Source organism: Streptomyces cirratus (assembly GCF_014650775.1).
GTDB classification, from domain to species: Bacteria; Actinomycetota; Actinomycetes; order Streptomycetales; family Streptomycetaceae; genus Streptomyces; species Streptomyces cirratus.
On sequence record NZ_BMVP01000002.1, the window covers coordinates 347,596 to 372,495 of the forward strand.

Below are 24,900 nucleotides of genomic sequence, written 5' to 3' on the forward strand. Positions count from 1 at the left end.
TCTTGCCGTTCCTTCCGCGCCGGCCGGTCGCGCCGGCCCGTCAGACCAGAGCCACCGGTTCCGGAGAATCCGGCTGCCAGGCCGTCAGGGGCGTGAACCCCCGGTGGCCGACCTCCCCGAACACCGTCACCGGGCCCCCACCGGAAACCGCGGCGAGCTGCCACAGCCCCGACCGGGATCCGCCGCCGGGCCCCGCGAGCGGTACCGGCAGGGCCGACGTCCCCTCCAGGTCCGCCAACTGCCAGCCCAGCTCACCCGGTACGGGAACGACCGGGCCCAGCACCACCGGCCACGACTCCAGCCAGGGGTCCTCCCGCAGTGCGGCCCCGTACGCCTCCAGCGCCGCCTCCGTACTCACCCCGGCCGGCGCCGGCCCGCCCGGTACCGCCGCCGCGCACCGTTCCCCCAGGTCGGCCCGCAGCCCCGCCGAACCGGGCCGGAAGCGGGCTTCCGCCTCCAGCACCAGCCCGACCGGCAGCGCCAGCCCCGGAGGCCGCCCGGGCGGTCCGAAGTCCAGCACCAGTGCCGGCCGCCCGCTCGCCAGCCCGCGCAGCCATATCCGGCGGGTGGTGAGCCGGCCGTCCGGGGACACCGAGTCGTACTGGGACAGCACGAGCCAGTGGTCCCGTACGGCTTCGCCCTCCGCCGAAGGCGCCAGCCCCACCCGGGTCCTCACCGTCGCGGCCAGCTGCTCCGGCAGCCCGGACACCCCCAGCCAGGCCTGGTCGAGCAGGTGCAGCAGCGCGAACTCCTCAAGCATCCGGGCGGGCCAGCCGGGGCCGCAACCGGGTATTGTCCCCAACTCCCTTACCCGGGTGGCCAGTCCGGGCGCCTGGGCGTCGACCATCCGGGCCGCCGTCTCCTCCCAGGCCCCGTACCCCGCCTGCTCCTGGCCGGCCAGGCCGCCCCGCAGCAGATCCACGAGCCGCTGCTCCAGCTCGGTGACCCCCGCCCCGATCCGGGCTGCCCGCCGCTCGGCCCGCTTCCTTGCCGCCTCCTCGTCCACCGGCTTGGCTGCCGCCGGCCGGGCCGCCCTCGCCGCCCGCTCCGCCAGCCACTCGCCGGCCCACTCCGGCGCCTCGGCCGGAACACCCACCCCCTCCGCCGCCCAGAGCAGCAGCAGCCCCAGAGCGTGCTTGCACGGGAACTTCCGGCTCGGACACGAGCACTTGTACGCCGGGCCCGTCAGGTCCACGACCGTCCGGTACGGCGTCCTGCCGCTGCCCTTGCACAACCCCCACACCACACCGGAAGCGGAACCTCCGGTCTGCGACCACGGACCCGCCCCACCCAGCTTGCCCCCCGCCTTGCGCGACGCATCGTCAGGAGCCAGAGCCAGTACCTGTTCCGCTGTCCAGCGGACCCCCTGCTCAGTCATGTGTCCCACCGTAGAGACCCCCACTGACAATCGCTCTGACCTGCAACGACGGCTCGAACAGGGGCCGTTGTCAGTGGGGTGGTGCACCGTGGTGTCAGCAGTCGGAAGCGGCTGCCGAGCATTGGAGGGGGACCATGAGCACGCCCGGGACCGAACACCGCGCAGAGGCACTGCGACCGCACGCCGAAGACGCCTTCGCACACGAACTGAAAGCCCTGGCGGCCGCCGACGACCGGCCCCGCCCGACCCGCTGGAAGCTCTCCCCGTGGGCCGTCGCCACGTACCTGCTCGGCGGCACACTGGACGACGGCACCGTGATCACGCCCAAGTACGTCGGACCGCGCCGCATCGTCGAAGTCGCCGTCACCACACTGGCCACCGACCGCGCGCTGCTCCTGCTCGGCGTGCCCGGCACCGCCAAGACCTGGGTGTCCGAACACCTCGCCGCCGCCGTCAGCGGGGACTCCACCCTCCTCGTGCAGGGCACCGCAGGCACCCCCGAGGAAGCCATCCGCTACGGCTGGAACTACGCCCGCCTCCTGGCCCACGGCCCCAGCCGCGAAGCCCTCGTCCCCAGCCCCGTCATGCGCGCCATGGCCGACGGCATGACCGCCCGCGTCGAGGAACTCACCCGCATCCCCGCCGACGTCCAGGACACCCTCATCACCGTCCTGTCCGAGAAGACGCTCCCCATACCGGAGCTCGGGCAGGAGGTGCAGGCCGTGCGCGGCTTCAACCTCATCGCCACCGCCAACGACCGCGACCGCGGCGTCAACGAGCTCTCCAGCGCGCTGCGCCGCCGCTTCAACACCGTGGTGCTGCCCCTGCCCGCCACCGCCGACGCCGAAGTCGACATCGTCGCCCGCCGCGTCGACCAGATGGGCCGCGCCCTGGACCTGCCGGCGGTGCCCGAGGGCCTGGAGGAGATCCGCCGCGTCGTCACCGTCTTCCGCGAGCTGCGCGACGGGGTCACCGGCGACGGCCGCACCAAGGTCAAGTCACCCAGCGGCACCCTGTCCACCGCCGAGGCCATCTCCGTGGTCACCGGCGGCCTCGCCCTGGCCGCCCACTTCGGGGACGGCGTCCTGCGCCCCTCCGACGTGGCGGCCGGAATCCTCGGCGCCGTCGTCCGCGACCCCGCCGCCGACCGGGTGGTGTGGCAGGAGTACCTCGAAGCCGTCGTCCGCGAGCGGGACGGCTGGAAGGACTTCTACCGCGCCTGCCGGGAGGTGACGGCATGAACCCGCGCAGCCCGCAGACCGGCGGCCCCCTCCTGCTGGGGGTCCGCCACCACGGACCGGGCTCCGCCCGCGCGGTGCGGGCCGCGCTGGACGAAGCCCGGCCGACGGCGGTGCTCATAGAGGGCCCGCCGGAAGGGGACGCGCTGCTGCCGCTCGCCGCCGACCCACAGATGCGGCCGCCCGTCGCCCTGCTCGCCCACGCCGCGGACGATCCCGGGCGGGCCGCGTTCTGGCCGCTGGCCGGCTTCTCCCCGGAGTGGGCCGCCATCCGCTGGGCCCAGGCGCGGGACGTACCAGTCCGGTTCATCGACCTCCCCGCGGCGCATTCGCTGGCCGTGAAGGACGACCAGGAGGAGCAGGCCGACTCCGTACGGATCGACCCGCTCGCGGTCCTGGCCGAAAGCGCCGGGTACGACGACCCCGAGCGCTGGTGGGAGGACGTCGTCGAGCACAGGGACGCCGTACGGGAAGACCCGCTGGCCGCGTTCGAGGCCCTCGGCGAAGCCATGGGCGCGCTGCGCGAGGCGTACGGCTGCGGCGGCAACCCGCGCGACCTGGTGCGGGAGGCGTACATGCGCCAACGGATGCGTGCCGCGCGCCGCGAGTTCGGCGACACCTACGCCGTGGTCTGCGGGGCGTGGCACGTCCCGGCACTGCGCGCCCCGGCCACAGCCGCCGCCGACAAGGCCCTGCTGACCGGACTGCCGAAGATCAAGGTCGAGACCACCTGGGTGCCCTGGACCCACCGCCGGCTCGCCCGCGCCGGGGGCTACGGCGCCGGCATCACCTCGCCCGGTTGGTACGCGCACCTCTTCACCGCCCGCGACCGGCCCGTCGAGCGCTGGCTGACCAAGGTCGCGGGCCTGCTCCGGGAGGAGGACCGGCAGGTCTCCTCCGCCCATGTCATAGAGGCGGTCCGGCTCGCCCAGACCCTCGCCGCCGTGCGGGGGCGGCCGGTACCCGGTCTCACCGAAACCCTCGAAGCGGTACGGGCGGTCATGTGCGACGGCTCCGACATGCCACTCGCCCTGATCCAGGACCGCCTGGTGGTCGGGGACGTGCTGGGCGAAGTCCCGGACGCGGCGCCCGTCGTACCGCTCCAGCGGGACCTGACCCGCAGACAGCGCTCCCTGCGCCTCAAGGCGGAGGCGCAGGACCGCGAGCTGGAACTGGACCTGCGCAAGGACACCGACGCGGCCAAGTCCCTTCTGCTGCACCGGCTGCAGCTGCTCGGCATCGACTGGGGGACACCCACCGCCTCCCGGGGCAGCACCGGCACCTTCCGGGAGACGTGGCGGCTGCGCTGGGAGCCCGAGCTGTCGGTGCGGGTCGCCGAGGCGGGGATCTGGGGCACGACCGTCCTGGGGGCGGCCACCGCCCGGGCCGAGGCGCTCGCGGCGGACGCCGCCGAACTGGGCGAGGTCACCGCCCTGGCCGAACGGTGCCTGCTGGCCGGGCTTGCCGAGGCACTGCCCGCCGTGCTGCGGGCCCTCGCGGACCGGGCCGCGCTCGACACCGATGTGGCACGCCTCGCCAAGGCACTGCCCGCGCTGGCCCGCTCCCTGCGGTACGGGGACGTACGGGGCACCGACGCGCAGGCGCTCGCCACCGTGGCCGCCGGGCTCGCGGAGCGGATATGCGTGGCCCTGCCACCCGCCTGCGCGGCCGGGCTGGACGCCGACGGCGCGGCGGAGCTGCGCGGGCACGTCGACGCCGTCCACGGGGCGATCGCCCTGCTGGCAGACGCCGACGAGGGGCTGCGCGAGCGCTGGGCGGCGGTGCTGCGGACGCTGGCCGGCCGGGACACCGTGCCCGGGCTGATCCGCGGCCGGGCCGCGCGGCTGCTCCTGGACGACGGCCGGCTCCCGCCCGAGGAGACGGCGCGGCTGATGGGGCTCGCACTGTCCCCGGCGGCCACCCCGGCCGACGCCGCGGGCTGGATCGAGGGCTTCGCCGGCGGCAGCGCGGGCGGCGGCACCCTGCTGGTCCACGACGAGCGGCTGCTCGGCCTGATCGACACCTGGCTGGTGTCGGTGCCCGCGGGTGCCTTCGTCGACGTACTGCCCCTGCTGCGGCGGACGTTCGGGGCGTACGAGCCGGGCGTGAAGCGGGCCCTGGGCGAACTGGTCCGGCGGCCACCGGCCGCCCGGCAGCGCGGCGCCGGCCCCGGCCGGGCCCCCGAGGGCTTCGGCCCGGAGCTGAACCCCGTCCGCGCGGACGCGGTGGCGGACGTGGTCCGCATGCTGCTCGCCGGGGCGGCCGGAGCCGCGGCGGCGTAGGCGCGGCCCGAAACCGCCCGGCCGGGCGGGGCCGGCCACCGCACCGGCACCCGCAGGGAATGGCAGGACGGCGGCGGCGATGGCCGCCGGTGACGACACGACAGGGGGACGACAGATGGAGATCGGTACGGGACGGCCGGCGGACGCGGGGGAGCGGCTGCGGCGGTGGCGGATGGTGCTCGGAGGAGGCGAGGGGGAGGGCACCGGCTGCTCGCTCTCCGGCCGCGACGCGCAGATGGACGCCGCGCTCACGGCCCTGTACGGCCAGAGCGGCGCCGGCTCGCGCAAGAGGCCGGGGGAGCGGTCGGCCGGACTCGGAGGGTCCGCGCCGCAGGTGGCCCGCTGGCTCGGGGACATCAGGACCTACTTCCCCAGCTCCGTGGTGCAGGTCATGCAGCGGGACGCCATCGAACGGCTCGGCCTGTCCTCCCTGCTGCTGGAGCCGGAGATGCTGGAGGCCGTGGAACCGGACGTTCACCTCGTCGGCACCCTGCTCTCCCTCAACAAGGCCATGCCGGAGACGACCCGCGAGAGTGCCCGCGCGGTGGTCGCCAAGGTCGTCCAGCAGTTGGAGAAGCGCCTCGCGACCCGTACCCGCGCCACCCTCACCGGCGCCCTCGACCGCTCCGCCCGCATCAGCCGCCCCCGTCACCGGGACATCGACTGGGACCGGACGATCCGCGCCAACCTCAAGAACTACCTCCCCGAGTACCGCACCGTCGTCCCGGAACGGCTGGTCGGATACGGCCGGGCGGCGCAGTCCGTGAAGAAGGAGGTCATCCTCTGCATCGACCAGTCGGGTTCGATGGCGGCCTCCGTCGTCTACGCCTCCGTCTTCGGGGCGGTGCTCGCCTCCATGCGGGCGATCGCCACCCGGCTGGTGGTGTTCGACACCGCCGTCGTGGACCTCACGGACCAGCTCGACGATCCCGTCGACGTGCTCTTCGGCACCCAGCTCGGCGGCGGCACCGACATCAACCGCGCCCTCGCCTACTGCGAGTCCAAGATCACCCGGCCGGCCGACACCGTCGTGGTCCTGATCAGTGATCTCTACGAGGGCGGCATACGCGACGGGATGCTCAAGCGGGTCGCCGCGATGAAGGCCGCCGGGGTGGAATTCGTGACCCTGCTCGCCCTGTCCGACGAAGGCGCCCCCGCCTACGACCGCGAGCACGCGGCGGCCCTCGCCGCACTCGGCGCGCCCGCCTTCGCCTGCACCCCCGACCTCTTCCCCGACGTGATGGCCGCCGCGCTGGAGAGGCGGCCGCTGCCCGTCCCGTGAGCGGCCCGCCGGCCCCGTCCGTGACTCGGCGGATCCTACGAACGTGCAGCTCAACCGTGAGGCGATCTGTGACAGGTATCACCGCTCTGGTGCGACCTGCGATTTAGGGACGCACGTCCCACGGGGATAACCTGCGAGACGGACATGCCGCGTTCACGGTCACCGTGTGCGCCTTCCTTGTGACAGCGCCGTCACGTTGCCCTCCGCGGCACGCCCACGCAGATAGCAGACAACCGCGAATCACTGCGAATCTTTGAAGACAAGGGACGGACGCGCGTGGACCTGTTCGAGTACCAGGCGAGGGACCTCTTCGCCAAGCACGGTGTACCGGTGCTGGCCGGTGAAGTGATCGACACGCCTGAGGCGGCTCGCGAGGCCACCGAGCGGCTGGGCGGCAAGTCGGTCGTCAAGGCGCAGGTGAAGGTCGGAGGCCGAGGCAAGGCCGGCGGCGTCAAGCTCGCCGCCACCCCGGACGAGGCCGTCGCCCGGGCGACGGACATCCTCGGCATGGACATCAAGGGCCACACGGTCCACAAGGTGATGATCGCCGAGACCGCTCCCGAGATCCTCGAGGAGTACTACGTCTCGTACCTCCTCGACCGCACCAACCGCACCTTCCTGGCCATGGCCTCGGTGCAGGGCGGCATGGACATCGAGGAGGTCGCGGAGAAGACCCCCGAGGCCCTCGCGAAGGTCCCCGTCAACGCCAACGAGGGCGTGACCATCGAGAAGGCCCGCGAGATCGTCGCGCAGGCGAAGTTCCCGGCCGAAGTCGCCGAGAAGGTCGCCGAGGTCCTCGTGACCCTGTGGCAGACCTTCATCGCCGAGGACGCTCTCCTCGTCGAGGTCAACCCGCTCGCGAAGGTCGCCAACGGCGACGTCATCGCGCTCGACGGCAAGGTCTCGCTCGACGAGAACGCCGAGTTCCGTCAGCCGGGCCACGAGGAGTTCGTGGACCACGCGGCCGCGAACCCGCTCGAGGCCGCCGCCAAGGCGAAGAACCTCAACTACGTCAAGCTCGACGGTGAAGTCGGCATCATCGGCAACGGCGCGGGCCTCGTCATGAGCACCCTCGACGTCGTCGCCTACGCCGGTGAGAACCACGGCGGCGTCAAGCCCGCCAACTTCCTGGACATCGGCGGTGGCGCCTCCGCCGCCGTCATGGCCAACGGCCTTGAGATCATCCTCGGCGACCCGGACGTCAAGTCCGTCTTCGTCAACGTCTTCGGTGGCATCACCGCCTGCGACGAGGTCGCCAACGGCATCGTCCAGGCGCTGGCACTGCTGGAGGAGAAGGGCGAGGCGGTCACCAAGCCGCTCGTCGTCCGTCTCGACGGCAACAACGCCGAGCTGGGTCGCAAGATCCTCTCGGACGCCAACCACCCGCTGGTGCAGCGCGTGGACACCATGGACGGCGCGGCCGACAAGGCCGCCGAGCTCGCGGCTGCGAAGTAAGGGCAGAGGTCACAGACTCACATGGCTATCTTCCTCAACAAGGACAGCAAGGTCATCGTCCAGGGCATGACCGGTGCCACGGGCATGAAGCACACCAAGCTGATGCTGGCTGACGGCACCAACATCGTCGGCGGCGTGAACCCGCGCAAGGCCGGCACCAGCGTCGACTTCGACGGCACCGAGGTCCCGGTCTTCGGCTCCGTCGCCGAGGCGATGGAGAAGACGGGCGCCAACGTCTCCGTCCTCTTCGTCCCGCCGGCCTTCGCCAAGGCCGCCGTCGTCGAGGCCATCGACGCCGAGATCCCGCTGGCCGTCGTCATCACCGAGGGCATCGCGGTGCACGACTCCGCCGCCTTCTGGGCGTACGCGACCGCCAAGGGCAACAAGACCCGGATCATCGGCCCGAACTGCCCGGGTCTGATCACCCCCGGCCAGTCCAACGCCGGCATCATCCCGGGCGACATCACCAAGCCCGGCCGCATCGGTCTCGTGTCGAAGTCCGGCACGCTGACCTACCAGATGATGTACGAGCTCCGTGACATCGGCTTCTCCTCCGCCGTCGGCATCGGTGGCGACCCGGTCATCGGCACCACGCACATCGACGCCCTCGCGGCGTTCGAGGCGGACCCCGAGACCGACCTCATCGTCATGATCGGCGAGATCGGCGGCGACGCCGAGGAGCGTGCGGCGGACTTCATCGCGAAGAACGTCACCAAGCCGGTCGTCGGCTACGTCGCGGGCTTCACCGCCCCCGAGGGCAAGACCATGGGTCACGCCGGCGCCATCGTCTCCGGTTCTTCCGGCACCGCACAGGCCAAGAAGGAGGCCCTCGAGGCCGCGGGCGTGAAGGTCGGCAAGACGCCGACCGAGACCGCCAAGCTGGCGCGCGAGATCCTGAACGCCGCTCAGTAAGCAGTCACCGTACGTGCCTACGGGCGTGGCCCGCACCCCTCTCGGGTGCGGGCCACGCCCGTTTTCGCCGTGTGAGCGCCCCGGCTCACTCGACCTTCGGTGCGAGGCGGGCCGGGCCGGCCGCCGGATCGGAGCGGAGCCTGTCGTGCAGCTCCTTGCTCTGTTCGGTGAACCGCTGGGGACCGCTGAGCGGCGGGACCCCGGAGACGCTCGAACCCGGCGCGAGCGGCGGGATGTAGTGGGTCGGCGACGTGGTCGCCGTGTACGCCGTCGCCACCGCGATCACCGCCGTCAGCCCGAGCGCCGCCCGGCTCAGCGCGCGGGAGCGGCGCTCGCAGGAGGTGCGTACGGCGGCCGCCGGGCGCGGTTCGAGGGAGACGGCCGGACGGACCGAGCCCATGCGTTCGCGCAGCCGGGCGGACCGCTGCCCGGGCGGCAGGCCGGCCAGCTCGGGGATACGGGCGACGAGCGCCGCGTGCGCGTTCAGGAGGCGCAGGCCCGCGGTGGGCGTCGACGCCTCGATCTCGGCGGCCGTGTCGGGGAGGTCGAGGCCGACGCCGTCGTAGAGCAGGACCGCGCGGCGGTACGCGGTCGGCAGCGCGAGCAGGGCGTCCATCGTGATCCGGTCGGCGGCTTCGGCCGGGGCCTTGTCGGGGTGGCGGAAGGCCCGGCGGAACCGGTGCCAGGGGGAGAGGGCGTACTCGTACGTGGCCGCGCGCACCCAGCCCACCGGGTCCGGGTCGGTGGCGACCTCGGGCCAGCGCGCCCAGGCCTGGAGGAACGCCTTGTCCACGGCCTCCAGGGCGAGGGAGCGGCGGCCGGTGAGCAGGTACGCCTGGCGGACGAGCGCCGGGGCGGCGTAGGCGTGCAGGGCATCGAACACCTGAGCGGGACTCAGGGGGCCGGGATCGACGGGGGCTTGCGGCTCGGCAGCGGCGCCGGGTTCGGCCCCGGCCTCGGCCGTGGGGGTGTCGGGTTCGGGCTCGGGCCGGGACTCCGGGGGTAGGGGGGTGTGGTTGCCTCCGGCGCGCTTGACGGGGGTCTTGGCCTCGTGGCGCGAAGAGCCGGCCGGTGGCTTGGGGGCCCGCTTCGGCGCCGCCTTGGGCCGTTTGCGGGAGCTGATGGGCCGCGCCGGGGCCGGGGAGACCCGTACGGCACCGGAGCCGGCGGTTTTCGCGGCTCCGGGGAAGTCGGCGTTCGGGGCTGCGGCGTTGGAGACCCCGGCGGGGGACCGGGTCTGGGTGGCGGCGCCTTCGGAGGCGGTGGGGGTCGGGGCCCCAGGGCCTGCGGGGTCGGGGGTCTGCGCGGCGGGGGTTTGCGCGGCCGGGGTTCGTTTGGCGGGGGTTTGTGGGGTGGAGGTCTGCGGGGCGGGGCCCTCGGCGGTGGGGGGCGGGGCCTCGGGCTCGGCGGGGGCGGTGGACGCCGCGAGCCGGGTGAGGAAACGGGCGTAGGCCTTGCGCTTGCGGCCGCGCGGGTGCGTCCGTCCGGTCTCCCACGAGCGGACCGTGGAAGGGCTGACCCCGACGGCCGCCGCCACCTCACCGTGCGTCAGTTCGGCGGATTCGCGCAGCCTTCGGCGTTCCTGGGGGGAAGGGAGGTCGGCCTCCCCCGAGGCGGAGGTCGTTCCGACGCCTTGTGTCATGCCACTCTCCCCGCGACCCGGTAGCTCTGCGCGAAAAAGTACATAAACGTATATTGGGCGACACCACGGACATTCGCCTGTTACCCACCCATAGCGCGTGTCGTTGGCACCATGGCGGGGTGACCCAAGTGACCGAACGCGGTACCTCGTTGCCTGCGGCCCCGCAGGCCGCCGTGCGGCGCCGTTCGCCGGCGGCCGCCGCGTGCGTGCTGGGCGGCGCCGTGGCCGCAGGACTGGGGCTCGGCTTCCTGGCCGTGCTCGTGATCGTGCTGTGGATCAGCTCCCCCTATCCCGACAGCGGCCCCGGCGGCGCGCTGCACCTCGCGGCCGGGCTGTGGCTGCTCGCCCACGGGACCGAACTCGTCCGCTACGAAACCCTGTCGGGGGTGCCCGCACCCGTCGGGGTGACGCCGTTGCTGCTGGTGGCACTGCCGGTGCTGCTCATGCGGCGGGCCGCGCGGCTGGGCAGTGCCTCGGGCGGCGGCCCGGTGGACGGTCCGGGCGACGACGAGGTGCTGCCGGCCGGCGTCGTGTTCTCGGCGGTGACCTGCGGGTACCTCGGCGTCGGGGCGCTGGCGACGGTCTACGCCTCGGTCGGTCCCATGCCGGCCGACCCGCTGAGCGCGGCGTGGCACGTGCCGCTGGTGGCCGTACTGGCCGCGGCGAGCGGGGTGTGGGCGGCGCGGGGGAGGCCGCTCGGCGAGTTCCCGCAGTGGGTGCCGGGCTGGGTGGCGGGGGGCGTACGGAGGGTCATCGCGCGCCCCCGTTACGAGCTGGCGCTGCGTTCGGGCGCGGCGGGGGCGCTGGTGCTGGTGGGCGGTGGCGTGCTGCTGGTCGGGGCGTCGCTGGTGTGGCACGGGGCGGAGGTGCGGGGGTCGTTCCTGGGGCTGACCGGGGTGTGGTCGGGGCGGTTCGCGGTGCTGCTGCTGGCGGTGACGCTGATCCCGAACGCGATGGTGTGGGGTGCGGCCTACGGTCTGGGGCCGGGCTTCGCGCTGGGCGCGGGGGCGACGGCGACACCGTTCGGCTCCGTCGGATCGCATGCGGCGCTGCCGAGGTTCCCGCTGCTGGCGGCGCTGCCGGGGGTGGGGGCGGGGACGCCGCTGACGTGGGCGGCGTTCGCCGTGCCGGTGGTGGCGGGGCTGGCGGTGGGGTGGTTCGCGGTGCGGAGGGCGCGGGAGGTCTCGTACGGGGAGACCGCGTGGACGGCGGTGCTGGGGGCGGTGGTGTGCGGGGTGCTGATGGCGGGACTCGCGGCAGTGGCGGCGGGGCCGCTGGGGTCGCGGGAGCTGGTGCGGTTCGGGCCGGTGTGGTGGCAGGTGGGGGGCGCGGCGGTGGCGTGGGCGGTGGTGCTGGCCGTGCCGGTGGCTGTGGCGGTGCACGGGTGGCGGGTGCGGCCGGTGAGGGGGGCGGGGGCGGTGGAAGCGGCGGACGAGTGGCACGACTCGGGGGTGCGGGAGTTGCGGTGGGCGGCGTTGCGGGAGGCGGCCGTGCCGATGGTGGCGCCGGGGGTGGCGGCTGCGGCTGCGGCTGCGGCTGCGGTGGCGGTGGCGCCTGCGGCGGAGCCGGGAGCTGTGGTGGCGGTTGCGTCTGCGGCTGCGGCGGAGCCGGGTGAGGGTGCTGACGTGCCGTCGGGAGCGGTGGGCGGTGCGCCGGTTGCGGCGGCGGAGTTGGTGCCGGGGGTGTCCGGGGCGCGGGTGCTGTCGCGGCGGCCGACGGTCTGAGGCTGCGGCGCCGCTGCCGGGGGCCCGCCCCCGGGCTCCCGCGCCTCAATCGCCGGCGGGGCTGGAAGTGCGGCCCCCCCCCGGGCTGGGCGGGTGCGGCGCCGCTGCCGGGGGCCAGCCCCCGGACCCCCGCGCCTCAAACGCCGGCGGGGCTGGAAGGTGCGCCCCCGGGGCTGGAAAGTGCGGCCCCCGGGGCAGGAAGGTGCGGCGCCGGGGCTGGGAGACGCCTCAAACGCCGGCGGGGCTGGAAGGTGCGCCCCCGGGGCTGGAGTGCGCGGCTGGACGCCCGTTACTGGCGGACCTTGAGGATCTTGCCGATCGGGTTGTCCGGGAGGAGCGTGTTGCATTTGAGTTCGGCCGTGCGCGTCAGGGCGTCGTCGCGGCAGACGTAGAAGTCCTTGTACGCCAGCTGGACCGCGTACGAGCTCGCCGCCAGCAGCAGCGCGAGCGTCGCCGTCACCAGGCCGCTGATCGCCGCCGTGCGCTGGGGCCGGGCCGCCGGGCCGAGGTTGTCGACGCCGGCGCGCAGGGCGCTGACGCCCCAGTACAGCGCGAGCGCGCCCAGCAGCAGGCCCACCGACGGGATTCCGAAGAAGCCGAAGAAGAACCCCCACATGCCCGCGAACACCGCGTAGCGGGCCCGGCGCTGGAGCGGGTCCGTCGGGTCCCAGCGGGCCGGGCCCTCGGGGGACGGGTCCTGGCCGGGGCCGCCGGGGCCACCCGCGCCGGTGACGCCGCGCGGCTGCCACGGCTCGTCGGGCCTGCCCTCGGGGGGCGCCGCGAAGGGGTTGTCGTCGGTCGAGGAGTCGGGCTGACGGCGGTCCGGCATCGAGTGCGTTACTTCCCCTGTGTCGTGGGCGTGGCGTCGGCGCGTCGGTGTGAGACACGTCGCGCCGCCTCACGCTACCCCCCGGCCGTGCCCCCGTCCCCCGGGGGCGGTCCCGTGTGCCGGTATCGTTGCAGGCGGTCCGCCGCTTCGTATGGTTCCCCGTATATCGGGGACCCGGAGTTTCGTATGACCGTACAAGTGCAAGCGATGCCCCCCAAGAAAGGGCCTCCCATGGCCGCCTCTCGCCTGGTCGTGCTGGTTTCCGGTTCCGGCACGAACCTCCAGGCCCTGCTCGACGCCATCGACGCCCACCCCGAAGGCCCCGAGGGCTTCGGCGCCCGGGTCGTCGCGGTCGGCGCCGACCGCGACGGCATCGTCGGCCTGGAGCGCGCCGAGAAGGCCGGGATCCCCACCTTCGTGTGCCCGGTCAAGGCGTACGCCACCCGCGCGGAGTGGGACGCCGCGCTCACCGCGGCCACCGCCGCCCACGAGCCGGACCTGGTGGTCTCCGCCGGGTTCATGAAGATCGTCGGACCGGAGTTCCTGGACCGTTTCGGCGGCCGGTTCATCAACACCCACCCCGCCCTGCTGCCCGCCTTCCCGGGCGCGCACGGCGTCCGCGACGCCCTCGCCTACGGCGCCAAGGTCACCGGCTGCACGGTCCACTTCGTGGACGGCGGCGTGGACACCGGCCCCATCATCGCCCAGGGTGTCGTCGAGATCCGGGACGGGGAAGAGGAAGCCGCTCTTCACGAGCGCATCAAGGAAGTCGAGCGCACGCTGCTCGTCGACGTCGTGGGGCGCCTGGCCCGGCACGGCTACCGCATTGAGGGACGAAAGGTAACAATCCAGTGACCGCCGTAGAGACCGCAGACAGCAGCAACGACCCGACCACGACCCAGCGGCCGATCCGTCGTGCGCTCATCAGCGTCTACGACAAGACGGGACTGGAAGAGCTGGCCCGCGGCCTGCACGAGGCGGGCGTCGCGCTCGTCTCCACCGGCTCCACCGCTTCCAAGATCGCCGCGGCCGGCGTGCCCGTTACCAAGGTCGAGGAGCTCACCGGCTTCCCCGAGTGCCTGGACGGCCGCGTCAAGACCCTGCACCCCCGCGTGCACGCGGGGATCCTGGCCGACCTGCGCCTGGAGGACCACCGGCGCCAGCTGGCCGAGCTGGGCGTGGAGCCGTTCGACCTCGTGGTCGTCAACCTCTACCCCTTCCTCGCCACCGTCCTGTCCGGTGCCACCCCCGACGAGTGCGTCGAGCAGATCGACATCGGCGGCCCCTCGATGGTCCGCGCCGCCGCCAAGAACCACCCCTCGGTCGCCGTCGTGACGAGCCCCGAGCGGTACGCCGACGTCCTCACCGCGGCCCGGGGCGGCGGCTTCGACCTGACCGCCCGCAAGCGGCTCGCCGCCGAGGCCTTCCAGCACACCGCCGCCTACGACGTGGCCGTCGCCTCCTGGTTCACGGGCGACTACGCCCCCGAGCCCGAGGCCGTCCTGCCCGAGTTCCTGGCCGGCGCCTGGCAGCGCAAGTCCACCCTCCGCTACGGCGAGAACCCCCACCAGGCCGCCGCCCTCTACACGGACGGGCAGCCGGGCGGGATCGCCAACGCCGAGCAGCTGCACGGCAAGGAGATGTCCTTCAACAACTACGTGGACACCGAGGCGGCCCGCCGCGCCGCCTACGACCACGACGAGCCGTGCGTCGCGATCATCAAGCACGCCAACCCGTGCGGGATCGCCGTGGGCGCGGACGTCGCCGCCGCCCACCGCAAGGCGCACGCCTGTGACCCGCTCTCGGCGTTCGGTGGTGTCATCGCCGTCAACCGCCCGGTGACCGTCGAGCTCGCCGAGCAGGTCGCGGAGATCTTCACCGAGGTCATCGCCGCCCCCGGCTACGAGGACGGCGCGGTCGAGATCCTGGCCAAGAAGAAGAACATCCGCGTCCTGAAGGTCGACGGCACCCCGCACCAGCCGGGTGACCTCAAGCCCGTCTCCGGCGGCGCGCTGCTCCAGCAGTCGGACGTGTTCCAGGCCGAGGGCGACGACCCCGCGAACTGGACGCTGGCCACCGGCGAGGCCCTCTCCGCCGACGAGCTGGCCGAGCTCGCCTTCGCCTGGAAGGCCTGCCGGGCCGTCAAGTCCAACGCGATCCTGCTGGCCAAGGACGGCGCCTCGGTGGGTGTCGGCATGGGCCAGGTCAACCGGGTCGACTCCGCGAAGCTCGCGGTCGAGCGGGCCGGCGCCGAGCGCGCGCAGGGCTCGTACGCGGCCTCCGACGCCTTCTTCCCGTTCCCGGACGGGCTGGAGATCCTGACGGCGGCCGGGATCAAGGCCGTCGTGCAGCCGGGCGGTTCGGTCCGTGACGAGCTGGTCATCGAGGCCGCGCAGAAGGCCGGCGTGACGATGTACTTCACCGGTACCCGGCACTTCTTCCACTGAGCGGATCCCGCACACGGCGAAGGCCGCGCCCCCCGTCCGGGGAGCGCGGCCTTCGCCGTGTTCTGAGCGGTACCGCTGCCTACTTCTTCACGACGATCGTGCCGGCGGCACGGTCGTGCCAGCCCTGCAGCTTGCCGGAGTTGTCGAAGAAGGGGGAGAGGTAGACCAGGAGCTGGCCGATGCCGCAGAGGAACGCACCGACCATGGGGATGATCCAGCGGATGAAGCCGCCGCCGACACCCGGAACCTGGCCCGTGTTCTCCTTGACGACCTTCAGGCCCAGCGCCAGCTTGCCGACCGTCGCGCCCACGAACGCGATCATCAGCCATTCGTAGAGCAGGGTGGCGACGAAGAAGACGAGGATGACGCCGAAGAAGGTGGCGATCACGCCGCCGGCGGCCTGGGCCTGTTCGTTGACGCAGCTCTGGTACGCGGACGACGCGTAGTCCATGCCGGTGCAGTCCTTGATGCTCTTCGACGCACCGAAGGCGCTCGCGACACCGATCGCGCTGAGGATCGAGTACAGGACACCGATGACCAGGCCGTCGATCAGACGGGCGCCGAAGCGGCGGCCCATCGTGGCGACCTCGACGGTGCCGAGCCCGGCCACGTTGATGTAGCCGTTGTTCGCCTGGAGCGTGCCGGGGGCCGGGGGCATCGCACCGTACGGCGGCTGCCCGGGCTGCTGCGGGTAGCCGTAGCCGGGCTGGCCCTGCGGGGGGATGCCCTGGGGCGCCTGCTGCGGGTAGCCGTAGCCGGGCTGGCCCTGAGGGGGCTGCGGGGGCTGCTGCTGTCCGTACGGGTTGTTCGGGTCGCCGAAGCTCATCTTGGGGTTGTTCCTCCGTGGAAGTGCGGGGACGCACGGCACTTTCGGAGGAAACACTGCGTTTTGCGGTCCACCCCCCGGCACTGCCCGCGGCACTCATTGTCCGTCATCGTGGTCCCGGCGCAGGGGGATTGTCCAGCCGGTTCGCACACGGGCCGGGACTTGTTGTGCAAGTGCAATGAAATGACCAAGACGGTACGGGGGGCCGCGAGGCACCCGCCGGGCGCCTTGAGTGGAACCGGGACCGCTCCATCCGGGAGGATGGGAGCATGACCGCCCAGATTCTCGATGGCAAGGCCACCGCAGCCGCGATCAAGTCCGAGCTGACCGCCCGCGTGTCGGCGCTGAAAGACCGGGGTGTCACCCCCGGCCTCGGCACCCTGCTGGTCGGCGACGATCCGGGCAGCCGCTGGTACGTCAACGGCAAGCACAAGGACTGCGCGGAGGTCGGCATCGCCTCCATCCAGCGCGAACTCCCGGCCACCGCCTCCCAGGAGGACATCGAGGCGGTCGTCCGGGAACTCAACGAGAACCCGGAGTGCACGGGTTACATCGTGCAACTCCCCCTCCCCAAGGGCATCGACACCAACCGCGTCCTGGAGCTGATGGATCCGCTCAAGGACGCCGACGGACTGCACCCCATGTCCCTCGGCCGGCTGGTGCTCAACGAGCCTGGCCCGCTGCCCTGCACCCCGTACGGGATCGTGGCGCTGCTGCGTCACCACGGCGTGGAGATCAACGGCGCGCACGTCGTGGTCCTGGGCCGCGGCGTCACCGTCGGGCGCTCCATCGGGCTGCTCCTGACCCGCAAGTCCGAGAACGCCACCGTCACGCTGTGCCACACCGGCACCCGCGACCTGCCGCGCCTGCTGCGGCAGGCGGACATCATCGTCGCGGCCGCCGGGGTCCCGCACCTGGTCAAGCCGGAAGACGTGAAGCCGGGCGCGGCGGTGCTCGACGTCGGCGTCAGCCGCGACGAGAACGGGAAGATCGTCGGCGACGTGCACCCGGGCGTCGCGGAGGTGGCGGGCTGGCTGTCGCCCAACCCCGGCGGCGTCGGCCCGATGACCCGCGCCCAGCTGCTCGTCAATGTCGTCGAGGCGGCGGAACGGACCACCAGTGCGGGTTGAGCACGTGACCGGCCCCGCCGAGGGCGAGGACGAAGGGGCGCCTGCCGGAGGCGGGGGCGAAGGGGCGTCTGCCGAGGCCCCCAAGTCCCGCCGGTTCCCCTCCGTCACCCGGGACACCGCCCGCCCCGAGGGCGGGGGCCGGGCCGCTCCCGGGGACGCCCCGGCGCCCGCCCGGCAGTGGCCGATGCTCAGCGTCCTCGCCGCCACCGCGGCCGGGCTGCTGGCGACGGCGACGGGTCACCCACGGGTGGGCTGCCTGATCATCGGGATCGCGCTGATCGCGGCCGCCGTGATGCGGCGCGTGCTGCCGTCGGTGGGGATGCTCGCCGTCCGCTCCCGGTTCACGGACCTGCTGACGTACGGGGTGCTCGGCGTGGCCATCACGCTGTGCGCGCTGATGATGCCGCCCCATGGGCTGAACATCCCGTTCCTGGAGACGGCGGTCCGCTTCACGGTCCGTTAGGCGCGCCGGTCGCTCAGCCGCGCCGGTCCGCCAGCCGCGCCGGTCCGTCGGCCGCGCGTGCCGCGCGGAAATCGGGGCTCGGGCGGGCGTCCGGCCTTCGAACATCCGGGTCCGTGTGCCACGCACCACACGGGCCTGTGGGTTAGCCGCCTCCGGGGTCGGATAGCCTGACCGCGGATGTCTCTTCACGTCAAGATTCGCAAGGACAGGGAAGCGGCGTCCTCCAGCACATGGGGCGGGGACGCCCCACCGCCAGCTGTCTAACGGAGAAGGCCATGACCCGCACTCCCGTGAATGTCACCGTCACCGGCGCCGCCGGCCAGATCGGCTACGCGCTGCTCTTCCGCATCGCGTCCGGTCACCTCCTCGGCGCGGACGTGCCGGTCAAGCTCCGGCTCCTCGAGATCCCCCAGGGCATGAAGGCCGCCGAGGGAACCGCCATGGAGCTCGACGACTGCGCCTTCCCGCTGCTCCGCGGCATCGACATCTTCGACGACCCGAACAAGGGCTTCGAGGGTGCCAACGTCGCGCTGCTCGTGGGCGCCCGCCCGCGCACCAAGGGCATGGAGCGCGGTGACCTGCTCTCCGCCAACGGCGGCATCTTCAAGCCGCAGGGCGCCGCGATCAACGCGCACGCCGCGGACGACATCAAGGTCCTGGTCGTGGGCAACCCGGCCAACACCAACGCGCTCATCGCGCAGGCCGCCGCCCCGGACGTACCGGCCGAGCGGTTCACCGCGATGACCCGCCTGGACCACAACCGCGCGATCTCGCAGCTGGCCGCCCGTACCGGCGCCGCCGTCACCGACATCAAGCGCCTCACCATCTGGGGCAACCACTCGGCGACCCAGTACCCGGACATCTTCCACGCGGAGATCGCCGGCAAGAACGCCGCCGAGGTCGTCAACGACGAGCAGTGGCTCGCCGAGACCTTCATCCCGACCGTCGCCAAGCGCGGCGCCGCGATCATCGAGGCCCGTGGCGCGTCCTCGGCCGCCTCCGCCGCCAACGCGGCCCTCGACCACGTCCACACGTGGGTCAACGGCACCGCCGCCGGCGACTGGACCTCGATGGGTGTCCCCTCCGACGGCTCCTACGGGGTCCCCGAGGGCATCATCTCCTCGTTCCCCGTCACCACCAAGGACGGCAAGTACGAGATCGTCCAGGGCCTGGACATCAACGAGTTCTCCCGTGCGCGCATCGACGCGTCCGTGGCGGAGCTGGTCGAGGAGCGCGACGCGGTGCGCGAGCTCGGCCTGATCTGACCGGCCGGGCCCGGCCGCCGAGCGGCCCGGCCCGTTCGAACCAGTACGAACGACGAAGCGCCCCGGCCAAACCTGGTCGGGGCGTTTTGGCGCGATTCGGCCTGTCGCGCGATGTAGGGGGAACCTAAGGTCGGTCGGTGACCGAGACCCCGATTCCCCGCCAGCCGACCGGTCAGGCCGGCTGGGGCGATCCCCGCGCCGGCCGCCCGCCGGTGCACCCCTCGCTCAGCGAGGCCGGCCGGTTCCTGTGCGCGGGTACCTACCTCGACGCCGGATTCCGCGACCGGGTCATCGACGAGCTCTACGTCCACGAGGAGCGCATCGTCGCCCCCTCCTACGGCTTCGACGCCTCCCGGGTGCTCGCCCACGCGCTGCGCGCCCGCCGCGCCGAACTCGGCTGGGCGGCCGGGGTGCTCGGAGCCTGGTTCGTCGGCTCCCTCCTCACCGGCGGCGCCCTCATGCTGCTGCTCGTCCCCTTCCTCCTGCTGAGCCTCGCCGACTGGCTGCGCGGCCGGAACACCCCGCTGCTGCGGGTGCTGGCCGTGATCCTGCGCGTCTACGTCTTCGTGATGCTCGCCTTCACCCTGCTCTTCCTCGCCTTCGGCGGATTCGCCCTGATGAGCCTGATCGGCGACTCGGGCGGCCCCGGCGCCCTGTTCTTCACGCCGTCCTTCGGGGACACCGCGGCGGCCACCGCCGTCTTGTGGTGGGTGCCCGTGGTCTTCGCCGCCGTGGTCGTCGTCGTGGGCCTCCAGCGCGGCCACGTCTTCCGGACCATCGCCACCGACCTCAACGAGCGCCGCTACGCCGACCACGCCGGCGACCCCGCCGAAGCGGCCCCCGGTGTGCGCTTCCAGCGCGTGCGCGCCCGCATCCGGGCCGAGCAGCACGCGCCGGTGATCATGTACGACGTCAACGACCCGTTCTGCGGTGCGGGCGACCCCTACCGGCCCTGGCAGCTCTCCGTCGAACTGCGCCCGCGCGAGGACCTGGGCCCCGACCGCAAACCGACGCCGGTCACCAACGCCCACCTCGTATCCGAGATCGTGCCCCTGCTGGAGCGGCTGCGGGTGCCCTCGCCGCACGGCTCCCCGGACGCCGAGGCCGCCGTCGGCGACCGGCTGCGGGAACTCGTCGTCGACGAGTGCGTGTTCCTGCCCGCCAACGGGCTGCCCCACCGTGACGCCGCCCAGGCCATCCACGCCCAGTACGCGCAGCAGCGGGCCGCCGCCGTCGAGGAGGGCGGCGAGCGCCGCAGGCACTTCCTGCGCGTCCGGGTGGGCGGCTGGGACGAGAACCTCGTCGTCACCGTCTTCGTACGGGTCCACACCCAGGGCGGCATGATGATGCTGGAAGTGGCACCGCACGTGCTGCTCCCCGTGGACGTCGCCTTCCACAACGCGGACGCCGACGCCCAGCGCTACCGCAACAACAACGGCTTCGGGAAAGCGGTCGGGGCGCTGCGGCAGACCCCCGGCTCCATCGCGGCCTCCGTCACCACCCTGGGCCGGGGACTGGCGAGCTGGTGGCGGATCGTGACCGGCGGCCACGGCGGCGCCCGGACCGAGGGGCCGCGCCTGTCGGTGCGCGAACTCGCCTCCGAGGACAACGGGTCGCTGTTCCACCTCATGGACTTGGACCGCTTCCTGAAAACCGTTCAGGACCGGGTCGTCGGCGGCATTATCGTCGCCTTGCACGAAGCGGGCTGGCACACCGAGGAGTTCGCGCAACGCGCCGTCAACGTCGCCGAAGGCGGGGTGTTCATCCAGTCGGTGAACGGCAGCGCGTTCAGCGTCGGCGGCAGCAACAACACCAACACCGGTCACCACAACAGCGGCAAGGGCAAGGGGAGCAGCGGTGGCAACTGACGGGAGCAACGCGGGAACCACGGGTGGCGGCCCGGCGGAGCCGTCCGTAACGCTCGGCGACATCACCGGCAGCGCGTTCAGCATCGGTGGCAGCAACAACACCAACACGGTCCGGCACGGGGGCGCGGCCGCCGAAGCCCCCACACCGCAGGTGCTGCTCGACGCGGTACTGGAGCTGCGCGCGGCCCTCGTACGGCTGCCGCGGGGCGAGGACCGGTCGGCGCTGGACGCCGAACTGGACGGCGCAGCCGAGGAACTGGAGACGGCACGGGAGATCCGGCCCGGGCTCGCCGCCCGGCTGCGCGGGGCGCTGGAGCGCTGGGCCCCGCTGGTGGAGTCGGTCAGTGCGGCGACCGCGCTGGGCGAGCTGCTGATCTCGCTGGGGGGCTGAGCCGTGGCCCCGCAGCCGCAGGGCGCACCCCGCTGGGACGCGCGCACCCAGCGCTGGGTGTGGGACGCCCCAGCCGATACCCCGGCCGCGGGCCCGTCCGCCGCCCCGCCGCCGCAGGCACCGCCGGCGTACGACCCGCTGGCGCCGGCCGCGCCGCAGGCCTACGACGGGAGCCGGCCGCCGGTGTACGAGGGGGGCCTGCCGCCGGTGCCGCCGCCGTACGACCCGCACCTGCTGCCCGGCCCGCCGCCACCGCCGCCCGTACCGCCGGGGCCCCCGCGCCCCGAGGGGCCGGGCGGGCGGTGGCTGACGCCGACCACGGCCGGCATCGCGGTGGCCGCCCTCGCGATCGGAGCGGCCGCCGTCTGGTTCGTCGAGCGCGGCTCCGGGCAGCCCGCCCCGCACGCGGGGGCGTCGGCGTCGAGCGCCCCGGTGGACGGCGGCGCATCCGGATCGCAGCCGCCGCCCGGCCCGTCGTCCGGGAGCCCCGCGGGGAGCCCGTCCGCGAGCACCGGCCCCAGTACGGACGGCGCCCACGAGAGCGTCCGGGATCCCAAGGGGTTCACCATCGCCGTGCCCGTCGGCTGGGTCCGGGAGGACGCCGAGAGCGGCGTCTTCTACCGCTCACCCGACCGGACGTCGCTGCTCCAGATCTTCCGCGTCAGCGAAGCGGAACTCACCCCGCTCGCAGCCGTCCAAGGCGCCTCCGCCGACCTGCGCGCCCGTACCTCGGGCTACGAGGAGATCCGGGTCGGCCGGGTCCCCGGGTCCGGGGACGCCGCGGAGCTGGTCTACGAGTACGACAGCGTGGAGTCGCACGGCCGGCGCCGGGGCGTGGAACGGGTCTCGCGCACCCAGGACGGCGCCAAGTGGGCCGTCCTGACCGCCGGCCCGGCCGCCGACTGGACGGTCACCCTCAGGCACCACACGGCGGCGCTGGAGGCCTTCCGGCCCGGGTGATTCAGTGCGCGAGCGAGCCCGGCTTGTAGTGCCCCGGGACCAGCCGGCAGGTGACGCCGAACCGGTTCCAGGCGTTGATCGTCGTGATCACGGCGATCAGCTGGACCAGCTCGGGCTCCTCGAACTGCCTGGCAGCGGTCGCGTAGACCTCGTCGGGAACGAAACCGTTCGTCAGGACCGTCACCGACTCCGTCAGTTCGAGCGCCGCCAGCTCCTTCCCGGTGTAGAAGTGCCGGGACTCGCGCCAGGCGGAGAGCTGGACGAGGCGCTCGACGCGCTCACCGGCCGCCAGGGCGTCCTTGGTGTGCATGTCCAGGCAGAACGCACAGCCGTTGAGCTGCGAGGCGCGGGTCTTGACCAGCTCGGTCAGAACCGGGTCCAGGCCCTTCTTGGAGGCGATCTCCAGGGCGACCATGGCCTTGTAGACCTCGGGGGCGTGCTTGTACCAGTTCAGGCGGGCGGGCTCTTCGGGGGCGTAACCCGTGGCTTCGTTCGTCGTCGTCATGTCCCCACCGTAGGGCGAGGGCAGCCCGCCGATATGGTCCACATCCATGACGGAATCCTGGGCCACTTTCGGCGCCGACCTGCACCTCGACCTCGCAGCCGGAAGGGGCCTGCGGGCCGGGCTGACGGAGGCCCTGCGCGAGGCGGCGCGCAGCGGGCGGCTGGCTCCCGGGACCCGGCTGCCGTCCTCGCGGTCCCTCGCCGCGGACCTGGCCGTCGCCCGGAACACGGTCGCGGAGGCGTACGCGGAACTCGTCGCCGAGGGCTGGCTGACGGCCCGCCAGGGGTCGGGCACCCGGGTGGCGGAGCGGGCCAGGGCGCGCCGCACCGCGCCGGCGCCCGCCGCCCGAGTACGCCATCCCGCGCGCCGGGGGCCCGCGTACAGCCTGGTCTCCGGCTCGCCGGACCTGGGCGGCTTCCCGCGCGCGGCATGGGCGGCGGCGACCAGGCGGGCGCTCACGGACGCCCCGAACGAGGCGCTCGGCTACGCGGCGGACGCACGGGGCCGGGTGGAGCTGCGCGAGGCGCTGGCCGGGTACCTGGCGCGGGCGCGCGGCGTGTACGCGGACGCCGAACGGATCGTGCTGTGCGCGGGGTTCGCGCACGGGCTGATGCTGCTGTCGAAGGTGCTGCGGGGGCGGCGGGTACGGGACGTGGCGGTGGAGGGGTACGGCCTCGGCGTGCACCGGGAGCTGCTCACGGGGGCCGGCCTGAGGACGCGCCCGCTGCGGCTGGACGGGGCCGGGGCGCGGACCGACGAGCTGCCGGGCAAGGCGGTGGGCGCGGTACTGCTCACCCCCGCGCACCAGTTCCCGACGGGGGTCGCGCTGACGCCGGAGCGGCGGACGGCCGCGGTCGACTGGGCCAGGACCACGGGCGGCCTGATCCTGGAGGACGACTACGACGGGGAGTTCCGCTACGACCGCCAGCCCGTCGGCGCGCTCCAGGGGCTGGACCCGGACCGGGTGGTGTACCTGGGTACGGCGAGCAAGTCCCTGGCGCCGGGGCTGCGGATGGGCTGGATGGTGGTGCCGGACGCGCTGCTGGAGGAAGTGCTCGCGGCGAAGGGGCACACCGACTGGACCTCCGGCGCGGTGGAGCAGCTGACGCTGGCCGAGTTCATCCGGTCGGGGGCGTACGACCGGCACGTGCGGGGGATGCGGACGCGGTACCGCAGGCGCCGGGACGCGGTCGTCGGGGCGGTGTCCGACCGGGCGTCGGTGACGGGGGTCGCGGGTATCGCGGCGGGGCTGCACGTGGTCCTGGACCTCGCGCGGGGCATGGAACGGCCGGTGCTCCAGGCGGCGGCCGGGCAGGGCCTGGCCCTGGAGGGCCTGTCGGCCTTCCGCCACCCCGGTTCGGACCTGCCACCGCGGGAGGCGGTGGTGGTCGGCTACGGCAACCCCCCGGACAGCGCGTGGTCACCGACGCTCTCGGCGCTCTTGTCGGCATTGCCGTGACCCTGGCCGGGTGCTTTGCGGGTGGCCGGTGCCGGGGCCGGTGCCGGGGCCGGTGCCCTGGCCGGGTCGCTGTGCGGTCCCCCGCGGGGGTGGCCCGGCCCGCCGGGCGGGGTGGCTGCGCGGTCCCCCGCGGGGGTAGCCCGGCTCGCCGGGCGGGGTCGCTGTGCGGTCCCCCGCGGGGGTGGCCCGGCCCGCCGGGCGGAGTGGCTGCGCGGTCCCCCGCGGGGGTGGCCCGGCCCGCCGGGCGGGGTGGGTTTCGCCTCAAACGCCGGCGAGGCCGGTGCCCTGGCCGGGTGGGTGTGCGGTCCCCCGCGGGGGTGGCCCGGCCCGCCGGGCGGAGTGGCTGCGCGGTCCCCCGCGGGGGTAGCCCGGCTCGCCGGGCGGGGTCGCTGTGCGGTCCCCCGCGGGGGTGGCCCGGCTCGCCGGGCGGGGTGGGTTTTCGCCTCAAACGCCGGCGAGGCTGGGAGTGGCTGCGCCTGGGCGGGGTGCCGGGGGCGCGGGCGGGGTGGGGGGTCGTCCGGGGCGGGCATGATTTATGGCGCCGACCCCGAGTCCGAGAAGCGCGGGCCCTACGCGCCACAAATCACGTTTTAGCCCCGTCCAACCCCCCACCCCGCCCCCACCCCCGACCAACACGTCCAACCCCGCCGGGGAGACGACCAGTCCCCACCCCCGGCCGACATGTCTGCCCCGCCGGGGAGACAAGCCGCCCCCACCCCCGGCCCACCGGTCGTGACGATCAGATTCCCACTCACCGGGCCGGGGTCGGGGGTGTGGTGGGGTGTTGACCGGGGCTAAAACGTGATTTGTGGCCGCCGGGGGGCTCCACTTCGCCTACGCCGAA

Annotated in this window: 20 protein-coding genes; 15 read left to right on the forward strand and 5 right to left on the reverse strand. The window is 73.7% G+C overall.

The features are described 5' to 3' along the window. Nucleotides 1-40 precede the first annotated feature (40 nt). A complete protein-coding gene (locus tag IE207_RS06535; protein WP_190183062.1) occupies nt 41-1,378 on the reverse strand; it encodes an SWIM zinc finger family protein in 1,338 nt (445 codons plus the stop codon). A 134-nt stretch (nt 1,379-1,512) separates the two neighbouring features. Here IE207_RS06535 and IE207_RS06540 point away from each other — a divergent pair, with 134 nt between their 5' ends. From IE207_RS06540 to sucD, 5 genes are all read left to right on the forward strand, one after another. Then, nucleotides 1,513-2,619 (forward strand): ATP-binding protein, encoded by a 1,107-nt coding sequence (locus tag IE207_RS06540; RefSeq protein WP_190183063.1) that lies wholly within the window; start codon nt 1,513-1,515, stop codon nt 2,617-2,619. Beyond that, on the forward strand, nt 2,616-4,898 hold the full coding sequence (locus IE207_RS06545; protein ID WP_190183064.1) for a DUF5682 family protein: 2,283 nt from the start codon (nt 2,616-2,618) through the stop codon (nt 4,896-4,898). The genes IE207_RS06540 and IE207_RS06545 overlap by 4 nt, the downstream gene beginning before the upstream one ends. 115 nt (nt 4,899-5,013) lie before the next feature. After that, nucleotides 5,014-6,180, forward strand: coding sequence for a VWA domain-containing protein (locus tag IE207_RS06550; RefSeq protein ID WP_190183065.1), 1,167 nt, complete (start codon nt 5,014-5,016; stop codon nt 6,178-6,180). A gap of 276 nt (nt 6,181-6,456) precedes the next feature. Beyond that, complete coding sequence (gene sucC, locus IE207_RS06555) at nt 6,457-7,635, forward strand: ADP-forming succinate--CoA ligase subunit beta (protein WP_190183066.1); 1,179 nt, start codon at nt 6,457-6,459, stop codon at nt 7,633-7,635. 21 nt (nt 7,636-7,656) lie between these two features. Further along, on the forward strand, nt 7,657-8,547 hold the full coding sequence (gene sucD / locus IE207_RS06560; protein WP_190183067.1) for a succinate--CoA ligase subunit alpha: 891 nt from the start codon (nt 7,657-7,659) through the stop codon (nt 8,545-8,547). 85 nt (nt 8,548-8,632) lie between these two features. Here the strand turns inward: sucD and IE207_RS06565 are convergent, their stop codons facing one another. Further along, nucleotides 8,633-10,189 carry a helix-turn-helix domain-containing protein gene (locus IE207_RS06565; RefSeq protein WP_190183068.1) on the reverse strand — a complete coding sequence of 519 codons (1,557 nt, stop codon included), beginning with the start codon at nt 10,187-10,189 and terminating at the stop codon, nt 8,633-8,635. A 119-nt stretch (nt 10,190-10,308) separates the two neighbouring features. Between IE207_RS06565 and IE207_RS06570 the strand changes: the two genes are divergently transcribed. Continuing rightward, the gene (locus IE207_RS06570) at nt 10,309-11,913 is read left to right on the forward strand and encodes a cell division protein PerM (protein WP_190183069.1); all 1,605 of its coding nucleotides are present in this window, start codon (nt 10,309-10,311) and stop codon (nt 11,911-11,913) included. Nucleotides 11,914-12,202: 289 nt separating this feature from the next. Here IE207_RS06570 and IE207_RS06575 read toward each other — a convergent pair whose 3' ends face one another. After that, complete coding sequence (locus IE207_RS06575; RefSeq protein ID WP_190183070.1) at nt 12,203-12,742, reverse strand: hypothetical protein; 540 nt, start codon at nt 12,740-12,742, stop codon at nt 12,203-12,205. A gap of 231 nt (nt 12,743-12,973) precedes the next feature. On the opposite strand from IE207_RS06575, the gene purN reads away from it, so the two are divergent. Next, nucleotides 12,974-13,597 carry a phosphoribosylglycinamide formyltransferase gene (purN, locus tag IE207_RS06580; protein WP_190183071.1) on the forward strand — a complete coding sequence of 208 codons (624 nt, stop codon included), beginning with the start codon at nt 12,974-12,976 and terminating at the stop codon, nt 13,595-13,597. After that, nucleotides 13,594-15,189, forward strand: coding sequence for a bifunctional phosphoribosylaminoimidazolecarboxamide formyltransferase/IMP cyclohydrolase (gene purH, locus IE207_RS06585; protein ID WP_190183072.1), 1,596 nt, complete (start codon nt 13,594-13,596; stop codon nt 15,187-15,189). The genes purN and purH overlap by 4 nt, the downstream gene beginning before the upstream one ends. A gap of 79 nt (nt 15,190-15,268) precedes the next feature. On the opposite strand, the gene IE207_RS06590 is transcribed toward purH, so the two are convergent. Continuing rightward, nucleotides 15,269-16,015: an RDD family protein gene (locus IE207_RS06590; RefSeq protein ID WP_190183073.1), complete on the reverse strand. Its 747-nt coding sequence runs from the start codon at nt 16,013-16,015 to the stop codon at nt 15,269-15,271. A gap of 269 nt (nt 16,016-16,284) precedes the next feature. On the opposite strand from IE207_RS06590, the gene IE207_RS06595 reads away from it, so the two are divergent. The 6 genes from IE207_RS06595 to IE207_RS06620 all read left to right on the forward strand — a co-directional run bounded on the left by IE207_RS06595 (nt 16,285) and on the right by IE207_RS06620 (nt 22,092). Further along, nucleotides 16,285-17,145, forward strand: a complete 861-nt coding sequence (locus IE207_RS06595) for a bifunctional methylenetetrahydrofolate dehydrogenase/methenyltetrahydrofolate cyclohydrolase (protein ID WP_190183074.1) — start codon at nt 16,285-16,287, stop codon at nt 17,143-17,145. Between the two features lie 4 nt (nt 17,146-17,149). After that, a complete protein-coding gene (locus tag IE207_RS06600; RefSeq protein WP_308433559.1) occupies nt 17,150-17,608 on the forward strand; it encodes a DUF3017 domain-containing protein in 459 nt (152 codons plus the stop codon). 275 nt (nt 17,609-17,883) lie between these two features. Continuing rightward, the gene (locus tag IE207_RS06605) at nt 17,884-18,873 is read left to right on the forward strand and encodes a malate dehydrogenase (protein ID WP_190183076.1); all 990 of its coding nucleotides are present in this window, start codon (nt 17,884-17,886) and stop codon (nt 18,871-18,873) included. Between the two features lie 137 nt (nt 18,874-19,010). Continuing rightward, nucleotides 19,011-20,741, forward strand: a complete 1,731-nt coding sequence (locus IE207_RS06610) for an AbeC-like domain-containing protein (RefSeq protein WP_190183077.1) — start codon at nt 19,011-19,013, stop codon at nt 20,739-20,741. Beyond that, a complete protein-coding gene (locus IE207_RS06615) occupies nt 20,731-21,132 on the forward strand; it encodes a hypothetical protein (protein WP_190183078.1) in 402 nt (133 codons plus the stop codon). Before IE207_RS06610 ends, IE207_RS06615 begins: the two co-directional genes overlap by 11 nt. 3 nt (nt 21,133-21,135) lie before the next feature. Further along, nucleotides 21,136-22,092 (forward strand): serine/threonine kinase C-terminal domain-containing protein, encoded by a 957-nt coding sequence (locus IE207_RS06620; RefSeq protein WP_190183079.1) that lies wholly within the window; start codon nt 21,136-21,138, stop codon nt 22,090-22,092. Nucleotide 22,093: 1 nt separating this feature from the next. On the opposite strand, the gene IE207_RS06625 is transcribed toward IE207_RS06620, so the two are convergent. Further along, complete coding sequence (locus tag IE207_RS06625) at nt 22,094-22,597, reverse strand: carboxymuconolactone decarboxylase family protein (protein ID WP_190183080.1); 504 nt, start codon at nt 22,595-22,597, stop codon at nt 22,094-22,096. A gap of 46 nt (nt 22,598-22,643) precedes the next feature. Between IE207_RS06625 and pdxR the strand changes: the two genes are divergently transcribed. Beyond that, entirely contained in the window at nt 22,644-24,056 is a 1,413-nt protein-coding gene (gene pdxR, locus IE207_RS06630) for a MocR-like pyridoxine biosynthesis transcription factor PdxR (RefSeq protein WP_190183081.1), read from the forward strand. The last annotated feature ends 844 nt before the right edge of the window (nt 24,057-24,900 follow it).